We start from the raw sequence: 17320 nt of genomic DNA, 5'->3' as shown, positions 1-17320 counted from the left end.
GGATGAAATGATGCTATTCAACCAAGCCTCACGCCTGGCCAAGATCACCAGCCCCCTCGGGCCGGATGTGCTGTTGCTCAACGAAATGGGCGGCGGTGAAGAGCTGGGCCGGCTGTTCAACTATGAGCTGCAACTGACGTCCCTGGACGCCAACATCGACCTCAACCAGTTGCTGGGCAAACCGATGAGCGTGGGCCTGCAACTGGCCGACGGTGGCGAACGGTACTTTCATGGAATCGTCGCCCGTTGCAGCCAGAACATCGACCAGGGCCAGTTCGCCAGTTATCAGGCCACCCTGCGCCCCTGGCTGTGGTTGCTCAGCCGTACCTCCGATTGCCGTATCTTCCAGAACCTGAGCATCCCGCAGATCATCAAGCAGGTGTTCCGCGACCTGGGCTTTTCCGACTTCGAAGACGCCCTCAGCCGGCCGTATCGCGAGTGGGAATACTGCGTGCAATACCGCGAGACCAGCTTCGATTTCGTCAGCCGCCTGATGGAACAGGAAGGCATCTACTATTTCTTCCGCCATGAACAGGACCGCCATGTGCTGGTACTGGCCGACGCCTATGGCGCTCACACCAGCGTGCCCGGCTATGCGTCGATCCCCTACTACCCCAAGGACGAGCAACAGCGCGAACGCGACCATATGCACAACTGGCACCTGGCGCAGGAGGTGCAGCCGGGCTCGCTGGAGCTTAACGACTACGACTTCCAGCGCCCCAGCGCGAGCATCGATGTGCGCTCGGCCATGCCGCGCCCGCACACCGCCGGCGACTACCCGCTGTACGACTACCCCGGCACCTACGTGCAAAGCGCCGACGGCGAACACTATGCGCGCACCCGCATCGAGGCCCTGCAAACCCTGCATGAACAGATCGAGTTCAGCGGCAACGCGCGCGGCCTGGGCTCGGGCCATCTGTTCAGCCTCACCGGTTTCAGCCGCCAGGACCAGAACCGCGAATACCTGATCGTCGGTTGCCGTTACTTCATCGTGCAGGAAAGCCTGGAAAGCGGCGGCGGTTCAGGCTCGGCGCAGTTTGAAAGCAGCCTGACCTGCATCGACGCCCAACAGAGTTTCCGCCCACTGGCCAACACCCACCGCCCCATCGTCAAAGGCCCGCAGACCGCGCTGGTGGTAGGCCCCAAGGGCGAGGAAATCTGGACCGACCAGTACGGGCGCGTGAAGGTGCATTTCTACTGGGACCGCCACGACCAATCCAACGAAAACAGCTCGTGCTGGATTCGTGTGTCGCAATCCTGGGCCGGCAAGAACTGGGGCTCGATGCAGATTCCACGCATCGGCCAGGAAGTGATCGTCAGCTTCCTCGAAGGCGACCCCGACCGGCCGATCATCACTGGGCGCGTCTACAACGCCGAACAGACGGTGCCCTACGATTTGCCAGAGAACGCCACCCAGAGCGGCATGAAAAGCCGCTCCAGCAAAGGCGGCACGCCGGCCAACTTCAATGAAATCCGCATGGAGGACAAGAAGGGGTTGGAGCAGTTGTATATCCATGCCGAGCGTAACCAGGACATCGTGGTGGAGGTGGATGAGAGCCACTCGGTGGGGCATGACCGCAATAAAAGCATCGGGCATGACGAGGTCGTGACCGTCGGCAACGACCGGGTACGCGCAGTCAAGCACGACGACATGCTCATGGTGGGGTTCAGCAAGACAGACGCCATCAGTAAAAGTTACCTGATTGAAGTGGGCGAAAACCTGCGCCTGGTCTGTGGCAAAAGCGTGCTGGAGCTCAATGCCAGCGGGCAGATCAATCTCACTGGCGTTCAGATCAACGTGTACTCCGAAGGCAGCTCCGAGATCAACACCGGAGGCAATCTGCATTTGAACATTGGCGGCAAAGGCGGCACCACTCCCATGGGCCAGGGGGTCAAGGGCGACATTGACGCCGCCGTCAACGCCATGTTTCCCAAGCCGTCTTCCGGCCAATAACGAGACTCCGTTTCAATGACCTATCGACTCAATGAATTTGAATTCACCCTGCCCAGCGATGAGGTTCAGGATGCTTCCATCAATATCCTGAAGTTCGCCGCGCTGGGTACCTCGTTGATCGTCAGCCGCAGCCTGCTGGGTGATGGCGAGACGCTGCAGAGCAACTTCGAAGAGCAACTGGCGAAGCTGGAAAAGCAGGTACAGGACTTGCGCTACCAACCGGCCAAGGCTCTTCGTGTAGGCGCGGCGCAGGATATAGACGCCATCGAAGTACATAACCAGTTCAGCAAGGGCACCGAGCGTATCCATCAATACCAGTTGGCGCTTGTGATACCCGGCACTCGGCAGATGCTTGCCCTGAGTTATGTCAAAGCCCAACCCCTGGGCGATGCTGAAAGCGCCCATTGGGCAACCATCAAAAGCACCTTGCAGCTCAATCCCAAACCTTGAAGCCCTTAATCCATGTCTGACGCTCTCTGGGCGGCACGTCTCGGCGACGGCCTGCTGCACACCTCGGCGATGGCCGACATCCTGGGCGGCGTGCTGGAAATTGCGGCCAACATCGCTATTACGGCCGTCGCCACGGCTGCGATTGTGGCCGCCACCGGTATTACGGTCGTAACCGGCGGCCTAGGCTGCTTTGTACTGGGTGCCGTGGTGGGCATCATCGTCGGCATAGGCATGAGCAAGACGGGGGCAGACAAGGGACTGACAAAAGTTTGTGACTGGATAGGCAACGCGTTATTCCCGCCGGTGGTGATGGCAACAATCGCCACCGGCTCCCACAACACCTTTACCAACGGCATTCCCTCTGCACGTGCCGCAGGCGCAATCGGCCCGGTCAGCTCGCAGCCCGCCGAAGGTGGTAGTCCCGAAGAAGCCAGCTACCTTGACATGGCCAAAGGTTTCTTCTCGCAGATGTGGCGACCCACAGTGGCAGTTCCTGCTCCAGGCGCAGTCCCCAAACCGCTGGACATCGTCATCTGCACCAAGCATCCACCCATGCCACCGCAGTTTATTGCCGAAGGCTCCAGCAAGGTCACGATTAATGGTCAGCCGGCCGCCCGTAGCGGTGACCGAAGTACCTGCGACGCATCGATTGTCGAGTCGGGGATGATCTCCAGCAACGTGCGTATTGGCGGCAGCCCCGTGGTGGTGCGCGAGATCCGCAGCGGCAAGACCCCCGGTGTCGGGCTGGCGGTGACCGCGCTGTTGATGCTGCGCGGTGGTGGCTCCAAGTTTTTCAGCAAGCTGCCGTGCATGGTCGTTGGTGGACTGGTGTCGTGGGGCACCAGCCAAGTGACCAATGCCATTACCTCCGCAGTAGCAGGCTCGCCTAACCCGGTACACAGCTCCACGGGCGCGAAAATTCTTGATGGGGAAGACGATCTGGACTTCGCCCTGCCCGGCCTGCTCCCTATCGAGTGGCAGCGCTACTACAGCAGCCGGGACGAGCGTCGCGACGGTCTGTTCGGTGCCAGCTGGAGCGTGATCTACGAGGTCTGCGTCGAGATCGGCATACACCCCGAAGGTGGGGAACGGCTGGTCTATACCGATGAGCAAGCGCGACAGATCGACATGGGCGTGATCCCGCTGGGCGGTGCCGTATTCAGCGCAGGAGAAGGCTTGAGCGTACGGCGCAATACCAATGGCCAACTACTGATCGAAAGCGTTGACGGGCTGTATCGGCTATTCGAACCAACGCCAGGTAACGCCTCACGCCTGCGCCTTAGCCAATTGGGGGATCGCAACGACAACCGAATCTTCCTTGACTATGACATTCAGGGTCGGCTGAGCCACTTACGAGATACGTTCGACCATGTGCGTGTCGAATTTGTTTACAGCCAGCAATGGCCTGCGCGAGTGGAGCAAGTCAAACGGCTATACCCCGATCACAGCCAAGAAACCCTTGTCAGTTACGGCTACGATGCTCGCGGCGACCTGGCCGAAGTTCGCGATACCGACGCAAATGTGCAACGCCGCTTCACCTATGACAGCGGCCAGCGCATGGTCGAGCATCAGTTGCCCACCGGGCTGGGTTGTTACTACCAATGGGACTGTGTGGACGGTAGCGAATGGCGCGTGGTGCGGCACTGGACCGATGAAGGTGACGAGTACCGGTTCGACTATGACTTGCCGGGTGGCGTGACGCGCATTACTGATGGCTTGCAACGGGTCAGCACACGCCGCTGGAACCCGCAGTACCAGATAACCGAGTACACCGACAACCTGGGAAAAACCTGGCAGTTTGAATGGAATGACGAGCGTCAGCTGCTCAGCGCCACCGATCCACAAGGCGGCAAATGGCAGTTCGGCTACGACGAGTCCGGCAACCTGTGCAGCACCCAGGATCCGGTGGGGCGTATCGAATCGACGTTGTGGCTGGAGCATTGGTCGCTGCCGCTGGTGGAGACCGATGCGGCAGGCCACGCGTGGCAATATCAGTACGACCAGCGAGGCAATTGCGTCAGTGAAATCGACCCGTTGGGGCATGTCACACGGTATCGCTACGATACGTTTGGACAGGTGGTGGAGATCATCGATGCCACGGGCAAAAGCAAAACCCTGCGCTGGAATGAAACCGGACAGTTAATCCAGCATATCGACTGTTCGGGGTACCCCACAGCGTTCGAGTACGACCGCCAGGGTCATTTGCAGGTAGTCATCGACGCTTTGGGTGAGCGCCAGCGCTATCAACACGACAGCCAAGGCCGGTTGCTACAGAGCGAAATGCCGGACGGCCGCATCGAGCAGTACCTGCGCGATACCAGCGGTCTGTTGATCGGCTATACCGATGCCGCAGGTCACACCACCCGCTACCAGTACGGACGCCGCGGGCAGGTGCGCCAACGAATAGATGCCCATGGCCGGCAGATTGAGTTCCGCTACGACGCCTACGGACACCTCCAAACCCTGACCAATGAAAATGGTGAGAGTTACCGCTTTACCTGGGACCCGTGCGACCGTCTGGTAGAGCAGCAAGACCTCGACGGCAGCGCCCGACGTTATGCCTATGACCTTCTGGATAACGTAGCCGCCGTTGAGTACGTGCCCACAGGGCAGACACCTGAGCCTTCAATTGTGCATCGACTCGAACGCGATGCAGTGGGCCGCTTGCTGTTGAAACAAACCGATGACGGTCGCACCGAATACACCTACGACCCGTTGGACCAACTTACCGCTGTCACCTTCATCGGCAATGACGAAACCACCCAGGCACTGGCCTTCGCCTACGACGCGCGCGGCCAACTGCTCATCGAACAAAGCGCCGCCGGCAGCCTGAACTACCACTACGATGAGCTCGGCAACCTGATCCAGACGCAGTTGCCCGACGGCCGTTGGCTCAACCGCCTGTACTACGGCAGCGGCCACCTGCACCAGATCAACCTCGACGGGCGCGTCATCTGCGACTTCGAACGCGACCGCCTGCACCGTGAAGTCCTGCGTACCCAAGGCCAGATCACTACGCGCAGCGAATACGACCGCAGCGGCCGCCTGCGCTCACGGATACGCCGTCCCAACGGCCAGCCCACGCAACTGCCGGCCGCCCAGCAAAAACACTTCGACTATGACCCGGCCGATAACCTGATCGGCCGCCTGGAGCGTGACCGCGATAACCATCGGGATCAGCGCCAACTGCTCCACTACGACGCCACCGGGCGCATTATCGCCAGCCAGGACAACGCTCAGGGCCAGCGAGAAACGTTTGCCTATGATGCCGCCGCCAACCTGCTGGACGGTCCGTCAGCCAGTGCGGGGCTGGTGGTGCATAACAAGCTGTTGACCTATCAGGACAAACGCTATCGTTACGACGGCTTTGGCCGAATGATCGAAAAACGCAGTGCCCTACGCGGCGTACAGTTTTTTGCCTACGACGCAGAGCATCGCCTGATCGAAGTCCGTAGCCAGAAGGATGGACGCGAAACGGTCGTGAAAATGACCTACGACCCCCTCGGACGGCGCATCGCTAAAACCGAACATGACAGCAACGGTTATCCGTTGGGTGAAACCCGCTTTGATTGGGAGGGGTTGCGCCTGCTGCAGGAGCATCGGCATAGCCAGACCAGCCTCTATCTCTATGAAGAAGACGGCTATGTACCGCTGGCTCGCGTGGACGGCACGGGCGAGCATCAAAGCGTACGCTACTACCACAACGACCTGAATGGATTGCCTGAGCAACTGACCGAAGCTGATGGAAAAACGGTGTGGCAGGCGCGCTATCAGGTGTGGGGGAATGCAGACGAAGAAGTGCGTGAAGCGTACTTTATCGAAGAGCAGAATTTGCGGTTCCAGGGGCAGTATCTGGATCGGGAGATTGGGCTGCACTACAACACGTTTCGGTTTTATGATCCGGATGTGGGGCGGTTTACGACGCCGGATCCGATTGGTTTGGCGGGGGGTTATAACCTCTATCAATACGCACCCAATACGTCCGGGTGGATTGACCCGCTTGGGCTGCTCAAAGAAGGCGAAGTGGCAGGTTACGGTGCAAAGGCCCACAAGAATGATGGACTGGAAGCACACGAGATTGTCCGAAATAAATTTTTGGAAGAAAAAGGTATTGCCAAAGGTCGCCGCTACAAGGGCAACCCGTCCATCGCGCTGTCCCCTAAGCATCACGACATGGTACATGCCGAGGAAAATCGTTTGAGGCGCGCTCGCGGCATGGGCCCTAACCAAATGCTCAAGCGCGGCAAGCTGGAAATTCGCCTCATGTCTCAAGCCATACACAACTCGCTGGTCAAAACCGGCATCATTACGCAACAACAGGCCAGAACGGCGAGGCGCTCCGCCACTTCATTCGCCAAACGAAAAGGTTGTTTCTAAAGGATCACGCGCTATGGGCATCAACCAAATCATTCTCTCAGAGCAAGATCATGGCCTTGGACAAGTAGGTGGAGGCGCGTGGCTGACAGATCTTGATCTCTGGCCGAGAGATCCACAAACCGGCCAATTGATGCTGCCTGTGATGACGATGACTTCAACGTTTCTGAGTGTGCCATTCATTCCTCCTGGAATGGCGCTGACGGTGTTTGTCAGCGTTGAGCGAAATGACGAAACCTACACGCGGGCATCAGTGCGCAAGTTGGCTGTTCATCAACAAAGCGAGATGCAGAAACTTCAAACTGGCCATGGCCGTGTCCTGCTTCACACGCTCGCATCCGCTGAGCTCACACCCGCTACATTGGCTGATCCGATTCCACGAAAGTATATTGCACAGCAACCATTGACTCCCGAACAAATGGAAGAAGAACTGGAAGACGTGGAGTGTGGCGTAGGTATCAGCAAGGTTTTAGGGCGCCCCGCTTGGCTGCAAGACCCGCTGTATGAAAGCCCTCGCTACTATTTCCTGGCTCAGTTGACCGATACCGATATCGCAAAAGTAAGCGCTCGTCACGAAGGCATATTTGGTGGCGGTATAGGTTACGTGTTCGCCGATAATCGAGCGAAAAAAATGAAAGAAGGCGAAATGGGGGGCTATTTCCTCGTTCAATTTAGCTGATCACACAAACACAAAGAGCAAAAAAATGGGCACCCGACCCGCCGGCGTGCCCATTTTTCATACCCTCCCGCCTCCCTTCAGGCGGTACCACTATTACGGGTTGACGCTGTCTTTGAGCGACTTGCCCGGCTTGAACGCTACGGTGTTGCTCGCCTTGATTTTCACTGGCTCACCGGTTTGCGGGTTTTTGCCGGTGCGGGCGCCACGGTGGCGTTGCAGGAAAGTGCCGAAGCCAACCAGGGTGACGCTGTCTTTGCGGTGCAGGGCGCCGGTGATTTCTTCGAGGACGGCGTTGAGGACGCGGTTGGCCTGTTCTTTGGTGAGATCGGCTTTTTCAGCGATGGCGGCTGCGAGTTCTGGTTTACGCATATGTGAAGCCTCTTTGACGGTTTTTTGTTGTTATGTCCGTGCTGCTCTCTGGTGGAGCAGCGCCAAGGCGCCGCAGGCTCTACTCTGCGGCAGACGGGAGTGAGGATGGCATGCCCTCGGGCGCCGCGCCAGTCTCGCGGCGGCCTTTCTCCGGGTAAGAACGTGATGTTTGCGACAGAACGGGTGGTATTTACGCCAGCAGCGGCGGAAGTTCTTTGTTCAGCGCCAGTTTTTCCATGACGGCGCTGCCGGTCAACGCATAACCCAGCAGGCGGCCGCTGGCATCGCGGCACAGGGCCTTGATGTCGGCACCCTGCCCTTCGACGCTCCACACGCCTTCCGTGCCCCGTGGTGCAGGGGACACTACCAGCGGGCACACCGGGGTTTTCACGGTGATCGGCATAGGCCCATAGCTCACCGCCGTGGCGTTGCCGGCCAGTGTTTGCGCCAGGGCACGGGCGCAGCTCATCAGCGGCATCACGTACAGCAAGTTCAAGCCATCGACCTCGGCGCAGTCGCCCAAGGCATAGATGTTGGCGTGGGAGGTCTTGAGGTGGCGGTCCACCATGATCCCGCGGTTGATTTGCAGGCCGGCCGCTGCGGCCAGGTCTACACGCGGGCGTAGGCCAATGGCAGACACCACCAGGTCACAGTGGATCACTTCGCCGTCCGACAGGTGCGCTTCAAGGCCATCAGCCGTGCGTTGCAGGCGATTGAGCACCGGGCCCAGGTGGAAGCGCGCGCCGATGCCTTCCAGCCCGGCTTGCACCGCTGCGGCTGCCGCCGGGTGCAGCAGGGTCGGCATGACTTGCTCACACGGCGCGACCAGGTCGATTTCATAGCCACCCAGGATCAGATCATTGGCAAACTCACAGCCGATCAGGCCGGCGCCGAGCAGCAGCACGCGCCGTTTACCGGCAGCGGCGGCACGAAAGCGCGCGTAGTCTTCCAGGTCGTTGATCGGGAAAATCAGCTCAGCCGCATCGCCTTCGACCGGTACGCGCACGGTTTCTGCGCCCCAGGCCAGGACCAGGTCACGATAGGTCACCGCCTCCTCGCCGATCCACAGGCGCTTGTGGCCTGGGTCGATGCCGCTGATACGGGTATGGGTGCGCACCTGGGCCTTGAGTTGCTCGGCCATGGCGCCGGGCTCGGCCATGCTCAGGCCATCGGCTTCCTTGTTCTTGCCAAAGCCGGTGGAGAGCATGGGTTTGGAGTAGGAGCGTCCGTCATCTGCGGTGATCAGCAGCAACGGGGTCTCGCTGTCGAGCTTGCGAAACTCCCGGGCGACGTTGTAACCGGCCAATCCTGTGCCGATGATCACGACAGGTGCGTTCATTCCTTTCTCCTTGTAGTACGTTTCTTAAATTCGGGATTACGCGATTTCGATCATTTCGAAGTCCGACTTACCCACGCCGCAGTCCGGGCACAGCCAGTCTTCCGGGACGTCCTGCCACAGAGTGCCTGGTGCAATACCGTCATCCGGCCAGCCGTCCGCTTCGTTGTAAATAAGGCCACAGACGATACATTGCCACTTCTTCATTACGTGCTTCCTCAGGTTCAGGCGTGTTGGCCGGCGGTCGATGGATCCAGCGTTGCCGCGCGGCTCAGGGCGTTTTGTACTGATCGGGGCCGGCAGATGCAAGCACGTTCGACGCAAACGACGGGTTTGGCACGGCAAAAGCCCAGGGTGCCATGGTAAGCTCGCCGCCTCTTTTGCTGCCAATACTGACTCACCGTGCCGCACTCAATCGCCCTTCCCGACGCTTGCCAATGGCTGACCCAGAGCCTTCTGAGCCCCTTGCCCACGCCCTTGACCCTCAATTGGCTGTTTGACGAAGGCTCGCTGACGCGACGGCTGACGTGGCTGTCCAACGAGGGTTTCAGCGTGACGCCGTTGTTCGAAGGCTGGCAACCGTTGCGCGACGACGAATGTGCCGCCCTGGACCTGCCGCCGGCCAGTATCGGTTGGGTACGCGAGGTGTATTTGCGCGGGCACGGCCAGCCTTGGGTGTTCGCCCGCAGCGTGGCGGCCCGCAGTGCCTTGCAGGGCGATGGGCTGCACATGGACGAGTTGGGCAGCCGTTCGCTCGGCGAGTTGCTGTTCTGCGACCGCGCCTTTACCCGCCAGGCCATTGAAGTGTGTCACTACCCTCGTGCCTGGCTGCCGACAGCGGACCAGGCCGATAATCTGTGGGCGCGCCGTTCACGCTTCGACCGCGGGGCGCTGAGCGTGCTGGTGGCGGAAGTCTTTCTGCCGAGTTTCTGGCACGCGTTGCACGCTCATCCGGAGAACTGCTGATGTACCAACGTCTGCTCAAGTCCTTGAACCGCCTGAACCCCAGGGCCTGGGATTTCATTCAGTTGACGCGCATGGACAAACCCATCGGCATCTACCTGCTGCTGTGGCCGACACTGTGGGCCCTGTGGATCGCCGGCAAGGGTTCGCCGTCGCTGATCAATATCGTGATTTTCGTGCTGGGCGTGGTACTCACCCGGGCCGGCGGCTGCGTGATCAATGACTGGGCCGACCGCAAGGTCGATGGCCATGTGAAACGCACCGAGCAACGCCCGCTGGTGAGCGGCAAGATCAGCTCGAAAGAAGCGCTGGTGTTTTTTGCCGTGTTGATGGGCATCAGTTTTCTGCTGGTGCTGCTGACCAACGCCAGCACCATCCTGCTGTCCCTGGGCGGCCTGGCTCTGGCGGCAAGCTACCCGTTCATGAAGCGCTACACCTATTACCCCCAAGTGGTGCTGGGCGCGGCGTTTTCCTGGGGCATGCCGATGGCGTTTACCGCCGAGACCGGCGATTTGCCTGCCACGGCGTGGCTGCTGTACATCGCCAACCTGTTGTGGACGGTGGGCTACGACACCTATTACGCCATGACCGACCGCGATGACGACTTGAAGATCGGGGTGAAATCCACCGCGATTCTATTTGGCGATGCCGACCGCGTGATCATCCTCACGCTGCAAGGCCTGGCGCTGGCGTGCCTGTTGCTGGCCGGTTCGCGGTTCGAGTTGGGCGGGTGGTTCCACCTCGGGTTGCTGGCGGCGGCGGGCTGTTTTGTCTGGGAGTTCTGGTACACGCGGGACAGGGACCGCATGAAGTGCTTCAAGGCGTTCTTGCATAACCACTGGGCGGGGTTGGCGATTTTTGTCGGGATTGTGGTGGATTACGCGGTTCGCTGAGGATTCTGTGGTGATTTTTGGGGCGCCATCGCAGGCAAGCCAGCTCCCACATTTTGATTGTATTCGCACATCAAAAGTGGGAGCGGGCTTGCTCGCGAAGGCCTCAAAGCCGCCGCTTAGTCAGGGTTTGATGATGTGCCAAACGCTACCCTTGCCATCACCGGTCTTGTCACCGGCTTTCTTGTCGTCCTTGTAGGTATAGACAGGCTTGCCTTTGTACGCCCACTGGCTGGTCTGGTCGTCGCGGGTGATCACCGTCCAATCGCCGGTCTTGGTGTCGGTGGATTCTGCCTTCAGCGGTGGCCAGTTGGTCGCGCACTGGTCCTTGCACACTGATTTGCCATCAGCGTCCTTATCGAAGGTGTAGAGCGTCATCCCTTTGTGATCCACCAACATCCCGCCTTGGGTCATCGCTGGCTCTGCCGCAAACGCCAGGCCTGGCAGCGTCAACACCGCAGATACCAGCAGGGCTTTCCAGGAAACAGTGCTGTAAGTCATCGGAACCTTCCTTTTGTGGTTGTCAGGATTCGGACCCAAAGGGTAGTCCAGAGTGCCGTTAATTGCCCAAGCGACTAAATTACTGTCACACGACTGCAATAATTCCGTTATCTAATGCGGCGCAAGACAGTTAAATGACAAGAGGATTTTGAGCATGGTTGGCAGGAGCATTCTGATTGTTGACGACGAAGCGCCCATTCGCGAGATGATCGCCGTTGCGTTGGAAATGGCCGGCTATGACTGCCTGGAGGCGGAAAACTCCCAACAGGCCCACGCCATTATCGTCGACCGCAAGCCGGACCTGATCCTGCTCGACTGGATGCTGCCCGGCACCTCGGGCATCGAGTTGGCCCGCCGTCTCAAGCGTGACGAGCTGACCGGGGATATTCCGATCATCATGCTCACCGCCAAGGGCGAAGAGGACAACAAGATCCAGGGCCTGGAAGTCGGCGCCGATGACTACATCACCAAGCCGTTTTCCCCCAGGGAGCTGGTGGCGCGCCTCAAAGCCGTGCTGCGCCGCGCCGGCCCGACCGATGGCGAAGCGCCTATCGAAGTCGACGGCCTGATCCTGGACCCGATCAGCCACCGCGTGACCATCGACGGCAAGCCTGCGGAGATGGGACCGACCGAGTACCGCCTGCTGCAATTCTTCATGACCCACCAGGAGCGCGCCTACACCCGTGGCCAACTGCTCGACCAGGTGTGGGGCGGCAACGTCTATGTGGAAGAGCGCACGGTGGATGTGCATATCCGCCGCCTGCGCAAAGCCTTGGGCGATGCGTACGAGAATCTGGTACAAACCGTGCGCGGCACCGGCTATCGGTTTTCTACCAAAGGCTGAGCCAGCTGCTTCGTGACTTAATCGCCTGACTTAAACAGCTGACAAGGACGCATGTTCAAGTGAACCAAAACTGGCATGGCACCCTGATCCGCCACATGCTCTTGCTGGTCACCGGCTGCCTGCTGGTGGGGCTGGTCAGCGGCTACTACGGCTGGAGCCTGGCTGCGGGCATTGCCTTGTACCTGGGCTGGACCCTCAAGCAGTTGCTGCGCTTGCATGAATGGCTGCGCCAGCACAAACCCGATGAAGCACCGCCCGATGGCTATGGCCTGTGGGGTGAGGTGTTCGACAGCATCTACCACCTGCAACGCCGCGACCAACGGGTACGTGGGCGCCTGCAAGCGGTGATCGACCGGGTGCAGGAGTCCACCGCCGCGCTCAAGGACGCGGTGATCATGCTCGACAGCGACGGCAACCTGGAATGGTGGAACCGTGCCGCCGAGACCCTGCTGGGCCTCAAGACGCCCCAGGACAGCGGCCAGCCGGTGACCAACCTGGTGCGTCACCCGCGCTTCAAGGAATACTTCGAGCAGGACAACTACGAAGAAGCCCTGGAAATCCCCTCGCCCACCAACGACCGCGTACGCATCCAGCTGTACCTGACCCGCTACGGCAACAACGAGCACCTGATGCTGGTGCGTGACGTGACCCGTATCCACCAGCTGGAACAGATGCGCAAAGACTTCGTCGCCAACGTCTCCCACGAGCTGCGCACGCCGTTGACGGTAATCTGCGGCTATCTGGAGACGTTGCTCGACAATGTCGACGAGATCAACCCGCGCTGGAGCCGTGCCCTGCAACAGATGCAGCAGCAAGGCTCACGCATGCAGACCCTGCTCAACGACCTGCTGTTGCTGGCCAAGCTTGAGGCCACGGACTACCCCTCGGACAACCACCCCGTGGCCGTGCAGAGCCTGTTGCAGACGATCAAGAACGATGCCCAGGCGCTCTCGGGCGAACGCGGGCAGCAGATCACGCTGGAGGCCGACCCAACCGTACTGCTCAAGGGCAGCGAAGGCGAACTACGCAGCGCCTTCTCCAACCTGGTGTTCAACGCGGTGAAGTACACCCAGGACAAGGGCAATATCCGCATTCGCTGGTGGGCCGACGAGCACGGTGCGCACCTGAGCGTGCAGGACTCGGGGATCGGTATCGACGCCAAGCACCTGCCGCGCCTGACCGAACGCTTCTACCGGGTCGACTCCAGCCGCAACTCCAACACCGGCGGCACCGGGCTGGGCCTGGCCATCGTCAAGCATGTACTGCTGCGCCATCGGGCCCGCCTGGAAATCAGCAGCGTGCTGGGGCATGGCAGTACCTTTACCTGTCATTTTCCGCCGGCGCAGGTGACCCGTTCGCGAGCACTCGAAGAAGATAAATAATCTCGAAACACAACAGGGCTAAATGTGGGAGCGGGCTTGCTCGCGAATGCGGGGTATCAGTGAATGAATAAACTGACTGACCCACCGCATTCGCGAGCAAGCCCACACACACTGGATTTGTGTTGTTTCAAAGCAAGCATTGCAGCCCCGCCGGGCAGCGGGCACTAGGCAAGCGCCCCGTCAGCCGCTACATTGGCCGACTTGTGCCTGCCTTTCAGGCCCACCTGTCACCCCTTATTGAACACACGGAACCTGCAAAACCCCATCATGGACCCTTCCCCTGGTATTACCCTCGCTACACTCTTCGCCGATTTCGGCATGATTCTTTTTGCACTGATCCTGGTACTGCTCAACGGTTTCTTCGTTGCGGCGGAATTTGCCATGGTCAAACTGCGCGCTACCCGCGTCGAGGCCATCGCCCATAAGAACGGCTGGCGCGGGCAGATCCTGCGTACCGTGCACAGCCAGCTCGACGCCTACCTGTCGGCTTGCCAGTTGGGTATCACCCTGGCGTCCCTGGGCTTGGGCTGGGTCGGTGAACCGGCCTTTGCGCACATCCTCGAGCCGATGCTGGGCGCGGTCGGCGTGCAGTCGCCGGAAGTGATCAAGGGCGTGTCGTTCTTTGCCGCCTTCTTCGTGATTTCCTACCTGCACATCGTGGTCGGTGAGTTGGCCCCCAAATCCTGGGCGATTCGCAAACCCGAGCTGCTGTCGCTGTGGACGGCCGTGCCGCTGTACCTGTTCTACTGGGCGATGTACCCGGCCATCTACCTGCTCAACGCCAGTGCCAACGCCATTTTGCGCATCGCTGGCCAAGGCGAGCCTGGCCCGCACCATGAGCACCATTACAGCCGCGAAGAACTCAAGCTGATCCTGCACTCCAGCCGTGGCCAGGACCCCAGCGACCAAGGCATGCGCGTACTGGCCTCCGCCGTGGAAATGGGCGAGCTGGAAGTAGTGGACTGGGCCAACTCCCGGGAAGACCTGGTGACCCTGGATTTCAACGCCCCGCTCAAGGAAATCCTCGCGCTGTTCCGTCGTCACAAATTCAGCCGTTACCCGGTGTATGACGCGGTGCGCAACGAGTTTGTCGGCTTGCTGCACATCAAGGATTTGCTGCTGGAGCTGGCCGCGCTGGACCATATCCCCGAATCGTTCAACCTGGCCGAATTGACCCGCCCGCTGGAACGCGTATCGCGGCATATGCCGTTGTCGCAACTGCTGGAGCAGTTCCGCAAAGGCGGCGCGCACTTCGCCCTGGTGGAAGAAGCCGACGGCAAGATCATCGGCTACCTGACCATGGAAGACGTGCTGGAAGTACTGGTGGGCGATATCCAGGACGAACACCGCAAGGCCGAGCGCGGCATCCTCGCCTACCAGCCCGGCAAATTGCTGGTACGTGGCGACACGCCATTGTTCAAGGTGGAACGCCTGCTGGGCGTCGACCTGGACCACATCGAAGCCGAAACCCTGGCCGGCCTGATCTACGACACGCTCAAGCGCGTGCCGGAAGAGGAAGAAGTGCTGGAAGTTGAAGGCTTGCGGATCATCATCAAGAAGATGAAAGGGCCGAAGATTGTGTTGGCCAAGGTGCTGTTGCTGGACTGACTGTGGACCTGGCGCCTCCTGTAGGAGCGAGCTTGCTCGCGAAAAACGCACAGGCGCCGCGTTTATTCAGGACGCACGCGTTATCGTTGACGTTTTTCGCGAGCAAGCTCGCTCCTACAGGGGGCAGCGCTTTACGCCCCCGGCACGAAGTGCTTCTGCGCCGTGCCACGGGCGATCAAGCGGGATATGTAGTCCAGCTTCTGCGCATCCTGGTCGATAAAGCGGAAGGTCAGTTGCAGCCAGTCGCTGTCGGGCTTGGGCTCGTAGGCGACGATGGCGTGCAGGTAGCCGTTGAGCCGTGCGACTTCGGCGTTGTCGCCCTGCTCAAGGTCGAGCACGGCGCTTTCCAGCACCTGAGGCAGGACCTCGCCACGCTTCACCACCAGCAACGCTTCCTTGATGCTCAGGGCCTTGATCACGCATTGCTGGGTGCCGCTTGCGAGGCGCAACTGGCCCTGACCGCGACTGCCAGCCGGCGCCGCTGCTGCGGGGGCCTTCACGGGTGGGGTGTTGAGCAGGCCTTTGCTGGGCGCCGCCACCGGGGCCGGCTTGACCGCTTCGGGTTTGCCGCCGGTCAGGGCGCTCAGGGAGTCGTTGCCGAAGGCTGAGTTCATCTTGGTCGGCGCGCTGGCAATCAGCGCATCGAGGCGACCGATCTTGTGCAGGGCCTGCTTGACCTTGTTCAGCAACTGCTCGTTGGTGAACGGCTTGCTCACGTAGCCGGAAACGCCCGCCTGAATCGCCTGCACCACGTTTTCCTTGTCGCCACGGCTGGTCACCATCACGAACGGCATGGCCTTCAGGTGCGCTTGCTCGCGGCACCAGGTCAATAGCTCAATACCGGACATTTCCGGCATTTCCCAGTCACACAGCACCAGGTCGAAGGTTTCGCGCATCAGGATGGATTGCGCCTTTTTGCCGTTCACCGCATCTTCGATCTTGATTCCGGGGAAGTAATTGCGCAGGCACTTCTTCACCAGGTCGCGAATAAACGAGGCGTCATCCACCACCAACACACTGACTTTACTCATCGACCCTTCATCCTATAAAAACGTCTGCAAAACGCCTGACTGATGGCATTTTGCCAAAACTCGCGGGTCACAGAAGGACTTTATGGCGCCTGCTGTGCAAAAAATTCAGATGCCACAAACGAAAACGCCCGGCCAGAGGCCGGGCGTTAATTTCTCGGGCAACCTTACTTATCGTCAGATTCGCCCGAAACATTAGGGATTAGATCAGCAGTCCCTTCAACTTCGGCCTTCATGCGCTTGAGGCCCATGTGCCGCACGTCGGTGCCGCGCACCAGATAAATCACCAGCTCCGAGATATTGCGCGCATGGTCGCCGATACGCTCCAGGGAACGCAGCACCCAAATGATGTTCAAGACCCGCGAGATCGAGCGCGGATCTTCCATCATGTAAGTGGCCAGCTCACGCAGCGCGGTCTTGTATTCGCGGTCGATGATCTTGTCGTACTGGGCCACCGACAACGCCAGTTCGGCGTCAAAGCGGGCGAAGGCGTCGAGGGCATCACGCACCATGTTGCGCACCTGATCACCGATATGGCGCACTTCCACGTAGCCACGGGGCGCCTCACCCTCTTCGCACAGCTGGATGGCGCGGCGGGCAATCTTGGTGGCTTCGTCACCGATGCGCTCCAGGTCGATCACCGACTTGGAAATGCTGATGATCAAACGCAGGTCCGAGGCCGCCGGCTGGCGGCGGGCAAGAATGCGCAGGCACTCTTCGTCGATATTGCGTTCCATCTGGTTGATCTGCTCGTCAATCTCACGCACCTGCTGGGCCAGGCCCGAGTCGGCCTCGATCAGCGCGGTGACCGCATCGTTGACTTGCTTCTCCACCAGCCCGCCCATCGCCAGGAGGTGGCTGCGCACTTCCTCAAGCTCGGCATTGAACTGCGCGGAGATGTGGTGGGTAAGGCCTTCTTTGCTAATCATGTTGGCGTCCTTG

15 protein-coding genes are annotated in these 17320 nt (G+C 60.0%); 9 read left to right on the top strand and 6 right to left on the bottom strand.

Going from position 1 to position 17320, the window contains the following annotated elements; genetic code table 11:
* Positions 1-10 precede the first annotated feature (10 nt).
* From CRN80_RS09480 to CRN80_RS09465, 4 genes are read left to right on the top strand one after another with little or no spacing between them, the layout of a single operon-like run.
* Positions 11-1954, top strand: coding sequence for a type VI secretion system Vgr family protein (locus tag CRN80_RS09480; protein ID WP_032894502.1), 1944 nt, complete (start codon positions 11-13; stop codon positions 1952-1954).
* 15 nt (positions 1955-1969) lie between these two features.
* Positions 1970-2404 carry a DcrB-related protein gene (locus CRN80_RS09475; RefSeq protein ID WP_060763892.1) on the top strand — a complete coding sequence of 145 codons (435 nt, stop codon included), beginning with the start codon at positions 1970-1972 and terminating at the stop codon, positions 2402-2404.
* A 12-nt stretch (positions 2405-2416) separates the two neighbouring features.
* A complete protein-coding gene (locus CRN80_RS09470) occupies positions 2417-6781 on the top strand; it encodes an RHS repeat-associated core domain-containing protein (RefSeq protein WP_256588792.1) in 4365 nt (1454 codons plus the stop codon).
* A gap of 13 nt (positions 6782-6794) precedes the next feature.
* Positions 6795-7457, top strand: coding sequence for a hypothetical protein (locus CRN80_RS09465; RefSeq protein WP_032894500.1), 663 nt, complete (start codon positions 6795-6797; stop codon positions 7455-7457).
* Between the two features lie 93 nt (positions 7458-7550).
* Here the strand turns inward: CRN80_RS09465 and CRN80_RS09460 are convergent, their stop codons facing one another.
* From CRN80_RS09460 to CRN80_RS09450, 3 genes are all read right to left on the bottom strand, one after another.
* On the bottom strand, positions 7551-7826 hold the full coding sequence (locus CRN80_RS09460) for an HU family DNA-binding protein (protein WP_003213368.1): 276 nt from the start codon (positions 7824-7826) through the stop codon (positions 7551-7553).
* A 190-nt stretch (positions 7827-8016) separates the two neighbouring features.
* Positions 8017-9165 carry an NAD(P)/FAD-dependent oxidoreductase gene (locus CRN80_RS09455; RefSeq protein WP_003195591.1) on the bottom strand — a complete coding sequence of 383 codons (1149 nt, stop codon included), beginning with the start codon at positions 9163-9165 and terminating at the stop codon, positions 8017-8019.
* A gap of 36 nt (positions 9166-9201) precedes the next feature.
* Entirely contained in the window at positions 9202-9369 is a 168-nt protein-coding gene (locus tag CRN80_RS09450; protein ID WP_014720509.1) for a rubredoxin, read from the bottom strand.
* Between the two features lie 195 nt (positions 9370-9564).
* On the opposite strand from CRN80_RS09450, the gene CRN80_RS09445 reads away from it, so the two are divergent.
* Both CRN80_RS09445 and ubiA read left to right on the top strand, forming a co-directional pair.
* Positions 9565-10128 (top strand): chorismate lyase, encoded by a 564-nt coding sequence (locus tag CRN80_RS09445; protein ID WP_098950031.1) that lies wholly within the window; start codon positions 9565-9567, stop codon positions 10126-10128.
* Positions 10128-11018 (top strand): 4-hydroxybenzoate octaprenyltransferase, encoded by an 891-nt coding sequence (gene ubiA, locus CRN80_RS09440; protein WP_098950030.1) that lies wholly within the window; start codon positions 10128-10130, stop codon positions 11016-11018. The genes CRN80_RS09445 and ubiA overlap by 1 nt, the downstream gene beginning before the upstream one ends.
* A gap of 120 nt (positions 11019-11138) precedes the next feature.
* Here ubiA and CRN80_RS09435 read toward each other — a convergent pair whose 3' ends face one another.
* Positions 11139-11516 carry a hypothetical protein gene (locus CRN80_RS09435; protein WP_032894496.1) on the bottom strand — a complete coding sequence of 126 codons (378 nt, stop codon included), beginning with the start codon at positions 11514-11516 and terminating at the stop codon, positions 11139-11141.
* Between the two features lie 154 nt (positions 11517-11670).
* Here CRN80_RS09435 and phoB point away from each other — a divergent pair, with 154 nt between their 5' ends.
* The 3 genes from phoB to CRN80_RS09420 all read left to right on the top strand — a co-directional run bounded on the left by phoB (position 11671) and on the right by CRN80_RS09420 (position 15350).
* Positions 11671-12360, top strand: coding sequence for a phosphate regulon transcriptional regulator PhoB (gene phoB / locus CRN80_RS09430; protein ID WP_003195617.1), 690 nt, complete (start codon positions 11671-11673; stop codon positions 12358-12360).
* Positions 12361-12455: 95 nt separating this feature from the next.
* Positions 12456-13742 (top strand): phosphate regulon sensor histidine kinase PhoR, encoded by a 1287-nt coding sequence (gene phoR / locus CRN80_RS09425; protein WP_178110596.1) that lies wholly within the window; start codon positions 12456-12458, stop codon positions 13740-13742.
* 267 nt (positions 13743-14009) lie between these two features.
* Entirely contained in the window at positions 14010-15350 is a 1341-nt protein-coding gene (locus CRN80_RS09420; RefSeq protein WP_003195620.1) for a hemolysin family protein, read from the top strand.
* A gap of 131 nt (positions 15351-15481) precedes the next feature.
* Here the strand turns inward: CRN80_RS09420 and CRN80_RS09415 are convergent, their stop codons facing one another.
* Positions 15482-16381 carry a response regulator gene (locus CRN80_RS09415; protein WP_014720514.1) on the bottom strand — a complete coding sequence of 300 codons (900 nt, stop codon included), beginning with the start codon at positions 16379-16381 and terminating at the stop codon, positions 15482-15484.
* 164 nt (positions 16382-16545) lie between these two features.
* A complete protein-coding gene (gene phoU, locus CRN80_RS09410) occupies positions 16546-17307 on the bottom strand; it encodes a phosphate signaling complex protein PhoU (RefSeq protein ID WP_003195624.1) in 762 nt (253 codons plus the stop codon).
* Positions 17308-17320: the final 13 nt, after the last annotated feature.

The sequence above is a fragment of the Pseudomonas sp. FDAARGOS_380 genome (assembly GCF_002591235.1).
GTDB classification, from domain to species: Bacteria; Pseudomonadota; Gammaproteobacteria; order Pseudomonadales; family Pseudomonadaceae; genus Aquipseudomonas; species Aquipseudomonas salmasensis.
This window is presented reverse-complemented; position numbering and strand designations above follow the sequence as displayed.

Bases quoted from the DNA above. Each gene is read 5' to 3' on its own strand.
- CRN80_RS09480 (WP_032894502.1), top strand. From the start codon at position 11: ATGCTATTCAACCAAGCCTCACGCCTGGCCAAGATCACCAGCCCCCTC.
- CRN80_RS09475 (WP_060763892.1), top strand. From the start codon at position 1,970: ATGACCTATCGACTCAATGAATTTGAATTCACCCTGCCCAGCGATGAG.
- CRN80_RS09470 (WP_256588792.1), top strand. From the start codon at position 2,417: ATGTCTGACGCTCTCTGGGCGGCACGTCTCGGCGACGGCCTGCTGCAC.
- CRN80_RS09465 (WP_032894500.1), top strand. From the start codon at position 6,795: ATGGGCATCAACCAAATCATTCTCTCAGAGCAAGATCATGGCCTTGGA.
- CRN80_RS09460 (WP_003213368.1), bottom strand. From the start codon at position 7,826: ATGCGTAAACCAGAACTCGCAGCCGCCATCGCTGAAAAAGCCGATCTC.
- CRN80_RS09455 (WP_003195591.1), bottom strand. From the start codon at position 9,165: ATGAACGCACCTGTCGTGATCATCGGCACAGGATTGGCCGGTTACAAC.
- CRN80_RS09450 (WP_014720509.1), bottom strand. From the start codon at position 9,369: ATGAAGAAGTGGCAATGTATCGTCTGTGGCCTTATTTACAACGAAGCG.
- ubiA (WP_098950030.1), top strand. From the start codon at position 10,128: ATGTACCAACGTCTGCTCAAGTCCTTGAACCGCCTGAACCCCAGGGCC.
- CRN80_RS09435 (WP_032894496.1), bottom strand. From the start codon at position 11,516: ATGACTTACAGCACTGTTTCCTGGAAAGCCCTGCTGGTATCTGCGGTG.
- phoB (WP_003195617.1), top strand. From the start codon at position 11,671: ATGGTTGGCAGGAGCATTCTGATTGTTGACGACGAAGCGCCCATTCGC.
- phoR (WP_178110596.1), top strand. From the start codon at position 12,456: ATGCTCTTGCTGGTCACCGGCTGCCTGCTGGTGGGGCTGGTCAGCGGC.
- CRN80_RS09420 (WP_003195620.1), top strand. From the start codon at position 14,010: ATGGACCCTTCCCCTGGTATTACCCTCGCTACACTCTTCGCCGATTTC.
- CRN80_RS09415 (WP_014720514.1), bottom strand. From the start codon at position 16,381: ATGAGTAAAGTCAGTGTGTTGGTGGTGGATGACGCCTCGTTTATTCGC.
- phoU (WP_003195624.1), bottom strand. From the start codon at position 17,307: ATGATTAGCAAAGAAGGCCTTACCCACCACATCTCCGCGCAGTTCAAT.